The following is a 7,748-nucleotide window of genomic DNA, read 5'->3' as shown; positions in this document are numbered from 1 at the left end:
ACAACTATAGCAGTTACCTTCACAAAGCGGTCTTTTGGCGGGTTTTGCTTTTTGGCAGCTGTGATGAGACAGCCGACATTTTCGAACTATCACATTGTCCGCTTTTCTGTCATTACCGCGCAGGCGGTAATCTATTTTTTAAGTGACGTTGATTGTGCCATTAGCTGCCGTTGAAGCTTGGTTTAGATTTGGCCTAAATATAACATTTACGAACGCTCATGGAATGCTGGCTTTGAGCACAAAGCGCTAGTTTATTAGCTCCAAGATATTTTCGACTGACAACATACCAGGATTACAAGTACGTATGCAAAATTACCGTTTTAATCACTTATTTAGATAAGGGTAATGCAGCCAGTTTTAAAATTGAGCCAATGCTTACACTCGACCTAAAACGCTCTTTTCTCATTGAAACTGTTGTAAAAGGTTATCCCTTTGAATACTCTCACCAAAGATATTTTTTAGCTGTAAAAAACAAACCAACATATTGATTGGAAACCTCAAAGACAATTGGTAAATCATAGCTACAAGATACATTTCAACATTCGCTTTATGTGCAAAGTACGGGTATTTATGCGAGAACCAATTTCAGTCAGTGTATTTCTTTATCGAGAAACTAGAAACCAAAGACAGTATCTGTTGTTAAAGCGGGTACCTCGCCCAGACTTAGCTCTTTCTGGTTTTTGGCAAAGTGTTACTGGGGGGAAAGAGCTAGGCGAGAGCCTTCAAAAAGCTGCGATCCGAGAAGTTTTCGAAGAGTCAGGTATATGCATCTCAAATATTGGTAAGTCAATCTACCAGTATGAATACGCTATTAAACCAGAGTGGCAATCAAAGTACGCAAGAGAGCACAATACTATTCAAGAATTCGTTTTCTCTGCGCCTGTAAGTACCGACCCAATATTATCCAGCGAACATTGTGAGTTTGGCTGGTTCAGTTTTGAGAGAGCTAAAGCAATGTTAGAATTTCAACTTAGCATCAAAGCATTAGCGGTTATTGAGGCTTCGTTAGCTACATAATATACTTAAAAACCCCTTTCCTACCGCACAAAAAAGCAGCGCTGTAGTCACAAAGAGATCAACTCTGTTTATACAATTTTACAACCGAAGGAAGTTTCGTGAAATTATCGCTAATGGCAGCAATATCAAAGAATGGAGTCATAGGGAACGGCCCAGATATACCGTGGAGCGCAAAAGGAGAGCAGTTACTATTTAAGGCAGTCACCTATAATCAGTGGCTTTTAGTCGGACGAAAAACCTTCACGTCTATGGGAGCTTTGCCTAATCGTAGATATGCTGTCGTAACCCGTTCAAGCTTCACATCAGATGATAAGAATGTCTTAGTATTTTCAACGATCGAAGATGCTCTAATCCATTTAGAGAAAATAACAGATCATGCAATTGTATGTGGTGGCGGCGAAATATATAACAGCTTAATCGGCAAAGTTGATACCTTACATATTTCAACTATCGACATTGAGCCCGAGGGGAATATCTATTTCCCGAAAATCCCTAGTAGTTTTAAGCTAGTTTTCACTCAAGACTTCGTGTCCAACATAAATTATAGTTACCAAATATGGCAAAATGATTAAGAGGCCTTGATGCGCCTCCAGTCTTATAGAATAAACTGTTGGGTACGCCTAGATGACAAAGTACGAATTATACCTTTGCGATACAAGTGGAGAGCACACACCTGTTGCAATGTTTATATCCAATACACCTTTTCTACCAGTTTCGGTCGGAGAAAGGTTTGATGACCACGGTTGGGATAGGCTCGATGGTGTTGGACGGATCGCATCCGAACAATCTCCTAAGAGGTATATTGTGCACTCAATTAAGCATACGATACTCACTAAGCAAGATATCTTGACGGTCCAGTATTGGCTAAACTTAGAGCCATATGACGGACCAAGGTCGGCAGCATGGGGTGATTGTTAGTGGCGCCCACCAAGGATCCGCCCCTCTGAGTAAACGCTAATTTCGAACAGACGTTCGTTATCGACGAACTAATTCTATAAGATGTTGCAGTTCGAACTTCACCTACGAAAATATAAAAGTGATCTTAAACAATTAGATCACCCTTGAGTAAGGTGACAAAGCTAATTATGTTTCATTTTATCTAGCCTAACTTTTTCCCCAGAAGTTCTCAAAAACCAGCTCATTCAAGTCGAATTTTTCTGACCATTTTTCCATCACGAGCATCGGTTTCTCATAGAACCCATCAACATGACCAATACACAGAATCGCAACGGGATGGCTTCCTTGAGGCATTTCAAGAAGCTGTTTAAGGTCCTCCGGTTCAAACAAAGATACCCATCCCATGCCTACACCTTCGGCGCGAGCGGCTAGCCACATATTTTGAATGGCGCAGGATAAGGATGCCAGATCCATTTCTGGCAAGGTCCGTCTTCCAAATATATGTTCATCGCGTTTGTCAGGCAACGCAGCTACAATTACTTCTGAACATTGAAGTATGCCCTCTACCTTCAGTTTGAGAAAATCTTGCTCACGCTCTCCTAGGGCTTGCGCAGTAAATTTTCGCTCTTTATCCACGAGTAAATGAATTGAGTGCTTAATATCGTAATTCTTGATTCGGATAAAACGCCAAGGCTGCATTAATCCAACACTAGGCGCCAAGTGAGCTGCCGCAAGAATTCTACCGAGCGTAGTTTCTTCTAGCGGCTGACCATTAAAATGGCGCATATCCCTGCGCTCAGCCATAACGCGGTATATTGCCTTTTTATCGGCTTCAGGATAACTGAACGACTTACTCATGACTTAGAGCCCATCTCATCATCCTTACGGCTATTGGCGATGCGCAAGCGGCGTTTTATCACTGGCGCTAGCTATTTTCTCTTTTTCTTCATCGAGTATTTCTTGAGGAAATTGTCTCATGAAACAATTACAAATCCCGTCACCTATCATGGTTCGTGGCCCCATTGGGTGTCCGATATGTTTGTAAACGCCATGGGAATGCCCATGACTATGTGAGTGGCCATGAGAGTGGCCATGAGAGTGTGAGTGGTCATGAGAATGACCGTGTGAATGTTCATGACTAGGTGAGTCATCGTGCGAATGACTGCTTTCAGACACGCTGCCATTTGGATTATTCGGGTCAAATTCAGCATGATGGTGATGCACGTCAACCTCTCCTGCCGCCAGCCTCCGCTTGAACGATGACATTAAGTTTTCTGGCAGTAACTGATTCGTCATAATTTCACGCACACGAACTTCAAATGCATCGATAACTTTTTCATGATCATTAAGATAAGGCGTCTTAATGAACTCGCTATCAGGAAACTGTCCGGCGACATGGTCTACATATCCGTAAATACGTTTAATTAACCTGCCTGTGAACAGAAAATACGGTGCCACCACTATTTTTTTAAAACCGAGTTTTACCAATCGCTCCAAGCCTTCTCCAACCGATGGGTAGGTTACCCCTGAGTAAACCGTATCAGCCCAGCCAAAACCCATATTCTCATTGACGATTCGAGTCAGTTTAGCCACTTCCGCGTTTGCCATGGTATCTGACGTTCCGCGCCCTACAACCACTAGCATAGTGTCATAAAGTTGATCTGGAGGGTTGTTGGAGTCTAGCCCGAGTGACTCATATATTCTTGCTTGAAACGCCTCGATCATCGCTTCGTGCAAGCCGAGTTCATTGCCGTAAGCGACTTTCACGTTCCCCTTTTTCTCTTCGAATGTCGTCAATACAGATGGAATGTCGTTCTTTGCGTGAGTTGCGGCAAACAACATTCCTGGAACCGCGTAGATCTCTTCGACACCTTGATCAATTAACGAGTTTAGACCCATATGAATGTTGGGTGCGGAGAACTCCAAAAAGCCATATTCGACAGGCATATCTGGAAATCGTTTTTTTAGTCCTGCTGCGACACGCCCAAATTCACGCTCTGCGCCTTTGTCTCGACTGCCATGGCCACAGACCATAATGCCACGTTTTACTTCCACTGATTGATCAGCCATATTGCCTCTCCATTTGTATGTCGTTTGCGGTGCCAGCAAAATATTTTTTTAATGCGTGCATGCTTTGTTTAATTTTATGATTTAGTTCCGTCACTTGTTGGACGTTTTGTATATCGACAAAGCCTATCCTAATTAAAGAATGCCCTTTACCGATTTTGATTAATCGAAGTAAAACACCGTGCTGTGCAAACACTTCGAATAGTCGTTTTGCTTTTTCATCTTCGAGGGTATAGGTCGAAAACAACAATTGGTGGGCTTCTGATACATCGCCCCCTTGTTCTCGCAATTGAATAAATAAACCTTGCCACAGCTTTTGGTTATCTCGAGACAAGTCGAGGTATCGCTGGCGCGCGTCAGCTTGCCATTGCGCATCAAGAAACGCTCGAGTCGCTATTTCTTGGGCAGGCCCATTGACATCCCAAACACCAATGAAAGCCTTCATCTCATGCAAAAGCGTTTGGCCCGCAAAAACAAAACCGAGCCTCAAGCCTGGTAAGCCAAAGAATTTACCGAATGATCTTAATACCACCATATTCGCTGCAAAATTAGCACCCAAAACACTTTGCTCAGGACAGAGGTCTGCAAACGCTTCATCCACGATTAACGCAGCGCCCTCAGTAAGTTGTGATGACCAATACTTCAATGTTTCGGGTGAGAAAGTGATGCATGTGGGGTTGTTTGGATTTATCACCAGCAAATGAAATGCGTCGCCAGATGCAAGCCGTTTTTCTATGACTTTTTTTGCGTCATCAACGTTGTTCGATGGATAATAAACCAACTCCGCCCCATGCTGACGCCAGGCCTCGGCGTGCTCTTGATAACCGATATCAGGCAAGACAATCGGAAAATTCTTCAGGCACTTTGGCAGCGAAGCAATAGTTTGTTGTGAGCCATTTGTCGCAAAGAAATCATGCTGCCCGTAATAGCCTCGAACGGCGCTGCGAAAATTATCCTTCTGATATGGCATTCGAGTTAAGTACTCTGTAGATATATCCACGTCTGGGTAATGCATAGGGCTAATGCCCGTCGAGAGGTCAATCCACTTTTCTATAGGGACACCATAGCATTTTGATGCCGTTTCGAGATCTCCCCCATGAAGAATTCGGTCGTCAACTCTACTCATCATGCCTGCTCCTGCTTTTCATCCAAAGCCAAGAGCACATCCTGTAATTTTTCCGGATACTGGCCAGGAGCACCCCAAAGCCCACGTTGCGTCGCTTCTAATAAGCGTTCTGCCATTTCTTCAAGCACAGAGGGGTTGTTCTCCAAGAGAAAATTGAGGTTATCCGAGTCGAGTATCAAGGTATCAGTCACGGCCTCGTATTGATAATCATCAATCAGATTGGTGGTGGCATCATAGGCGAACATATAATCAATGCTCGCCCCCATCTCAAAGGCACCTTTGTAACCATGCTCTCGCATCGCATGAATCCATTTAGGGTTTAACACTCGCGAACGGACAACCCGGTTCAGCTCCTCTTTCAAGGTTCTAATCTTAGGAGATGACGGGTTGGAATGGTCATTGTGATACATCGTTGGTGCATCCCCCGAGAACACTTCAACCGCGTTGCTCATGCCCCCTTGGAACTGGTAATAATCATCAGAGTCCAAGATGTCGTGCTCTCTATTATCCTGGTTTTGCGAAACCACCTCTAATTGCGACAATCGAAAACGGAAAGCTTCCTTGGCATCGACACCGTCTCCCGCCTCGTTACCGTAGGCATAGCCACCCCAATTCAGATAGGCATCGGCTAGATCACTCTTTTGCTCCCAACAACGCTCGTCTATCAAGCCCTGTAGACCCGCACCATAAGCGCCGGGCTTACTACCAAACACACGATAACTCGCCTGCCTTCTAGCCAAATCGGCATTTAACCCCGTCAGTGTTAGTTCATCGATACGCTCTAACACATGCTGTTGAATGATGTTCTCGTTTCCAGGTTCTTCGATATCGACAATCGTTTGCACGGCCGCATCAAATAATTTCATGACGTTAGGAAATGCATCTCTGAAAAAGCCCGAGACCCGCAAGGTCACATCGACACGAGGTCGTTGCAGCAATTGGGTGCTCAGCACTTTAAAATCAACAACACGGTTAGATCCCGGCGCCCAAATAGGTTCGACGCCCATCAGAGCAAAAGCCTGAGCGATATCATCGCCACCGGTTCGCATGGTTGCCGTACCCCAAACTGACAAACCTAGCTGTTTGGGATAATCACCATGCGCTTGAAGATGACGTTCGATCAAAGCTTGGGCCGAACGCTTTCCTATTTCCCACGCCGCCGGGGACGGTATGGCACGATTATCAACGGAAAAGAAATTACGCCCTGTCGGCAAGGTATCCAATCTTCCTCGCGTTGGTGCGCCACTCGGGCCAGGGTCAATGCGCTTACCTCTTAAGCCCTTGATGATTGAGCCCAACTCCAGTTCTGCACTTTTTCTCAACGCAGCTAAGAGCACGTCTTTTGTATAATTGAGCTGCGCTAGTGTAGAAGGTAATTGCGCAAGCAACGGAATTGATTCGTCAGACAAGACATAGGTTTCTACTAGCTTTTTGGCAAGCAGTTCTAGTCGCTCACGTGTATCCGCTTCGGTACGCCAAAGTCCTTCATCTAGTTCGGCTAAGCATTCAGGTCTCGTGCCCTCCCAAGCTTCCGCACCTGCAGACAGTGGATCAAATAGATCATCGTCACCTTTAATATCTAAATCCAGAACCAGGTTATGAAGAATTCCCTGACTGTGTTTCTCACCACCACGAGGCAAGCGCAGTAAGGCCACTATCGTATCCGAAAGCTTCTCCTTGTTTGGCAGCACCCCTAGTATATGCAGACCATGTCGTATCTGCGCTTCCTTGATGTCACATAAATACGCATCGAGCCGATTTAGTACAGCGTCTTCATCTGACGTATCTTCAGTGCCAAGTTCGTCTAGCACATTGCTATCTTTTACCTGATCCAAAATCGCTTTTCGGAGATAGACTTCGCGCTTGTCGTCCATTCCCATTGCCTGGTAATACTCATCGACTAGCGACTCTAACTCGGCTAGTGGTCCATAGGTTTCAGCCCTTGTCATGGGTGGCATTAGATGATCGATAATGGCCGCTTGGGTTCGCCTCTTTGCTTGAGCACCCTCACCTGGGTCATTCACAATAAACGGATAAAAATGCGGCATAGGGCCAAGCGCAATATCAGGCCAACATTCTGATGATAAGGCCGAGCCTTTTCCGGGTAACCATTCCAGATTGCCATGTTTACCAACATGAATCACCGCTTCCACCTTATAGACATGTCTCAGCCAAAAATAGAAAGCTAAGTAGTTGTGCGGTGGGATCAAATCCGGGTCATGGTAGTTTGCGACCAGATCAATATTGAATCCTCGTGCAGGTTGAATACCAACAAAGATCTCGCCCAAACGAATACCCGATATCATCAGTCGCCCTTGCCGAAACTTGTTGTCGTCCTCTGGCTGTCCCCACTGATCTATTACTGCTTTCTGTGACGATTCGGGTAACGCAGAAAACAGCTTCTTATAGGTCTCGACACAAAGACTTTGCCAACATGGCAAATGGTGCAAGGTATTTGGATTATTGGTGACAGAAGTTAGCAATGCTTCGATCAATGCATTTCCCGATTCGGGAATATCGCTAACGGGGTAACCAGCATCGGCCAAGGCACTCAGAATTTGGCAGGCTGAATTGGGTGTGTCTAACCCAACGCCATTCCCTATCCGGCCATCCTTCGTCGGATAATTCGCGAGTATCATCC

General features: G+C 45.1%; 7 protein-coding genes. 3 read left to right on the top strand and 4 right to left on the bottom strand.

The features are described 5' to 3' along the window. The first annotated feature begins 570 nt into the window (after window positions 1-570). The 3 genes from A3761_RS17345 (at window position 571) to A3761_RS17335 (ending at window position 1,935) form a co-directional block, all read left to right on the top strand. Window positions 571-1,017: an NUDIX pyrophosphatase gene (locus A3761_RS17345; RefSeq protein ID WP_068515042.1), complete on the top strand. Its 447-nt coding sequence runs from the start codon at window positions 571-573 to the stop codon at window positions 1,015-1,017. A gap of 98 nt (window positions 1,018-1,115) precedes the next feature. Next, window positions 1,116-1,589, top strand: coding sequence for a trimethoprim-resistant dihydrofolate reductase DfrA (dfrA, locus tag A3761_RS17340; protein ID WP_068507422.1), 474 nt, complete (start codon window positions 1,116-1,118; stop codon window positions 1,587-1,589). A gap of 52 nt (window positions 1,590-1,641) precedes the next feature. Then, window positions 1,642-1,935, top strand: coding sequence for a hypothetical protein (locus A3761_RS17335; RefSeq protein WP_068515045.1), 294 nt, complete (start codon window positions 1,642-1,644; stop codon window positions 1,933-1,935). Window positions 1,936-2,121: 186 nt separating this feature from the next. Here A3761_RS17335 and bluB read toward each other — a convergent pair whose 3' ends face one another. From bluB to cobN, 4 genes are all read right to left on the bottom strand, one after another. Then, a complete protein-coding gene (gene bluB / locus A3761_RS17330) occupies window positions 2,122-2,772 on the bottom strand; it encodes a 5,6-dimethylbenzimidazole synthase (RefSeq protein ID WP_068515048.1) in 651 nt (216 codons plus the stop codon). A 30-nt stretch (window positions 2,773-2,802) separates the two neighbouring features. Then, window positions 2,803-3,984, bottom strand: coding sequence for a sirohydrochlorin chelatase (locus tag A3761_RS17325; RefSeq protein WP_068515050.1), 1,182 nt, complete (start codon window positions 3,982-3,984; stop codon window positions 2,803-2,805). Continuing rightward, a complete protein-coding gene (locus tag A3761_RS17320; RefSeq protein ID WP_068515053.1) occupies window positions 3,977-5,110 on the bottom strand; it encodes an aminotransferase class I/II-fold pyridoxal phosphate-dependent enzyme in 1,134 nt (377 codons plus the stop codon). The genes A3761_RS17325 and A3761_RS17320 overlap by 8 nt, the downstream gene beginning before the upstream one ends. Next, window positions 5,107-7,748 (bottom strand): cobaltochelatase subunit CobN (gene cobN / locus A3761_RS17315; RefSeq protein ID WP_068750587.1); only part of this gene is annotated, 2,642 nt, incomplete at its 5' end. The genes A3761_RS17320 and cobN, both read right to left, overlap by 4 nt.

The sequence above is a fragment of the Oleiphilus sp. HI0123 genome (assembly GCF_001635315.1).
This window is presented reverse-complemented; position numbering and strand designations above follow the sequence as displayed.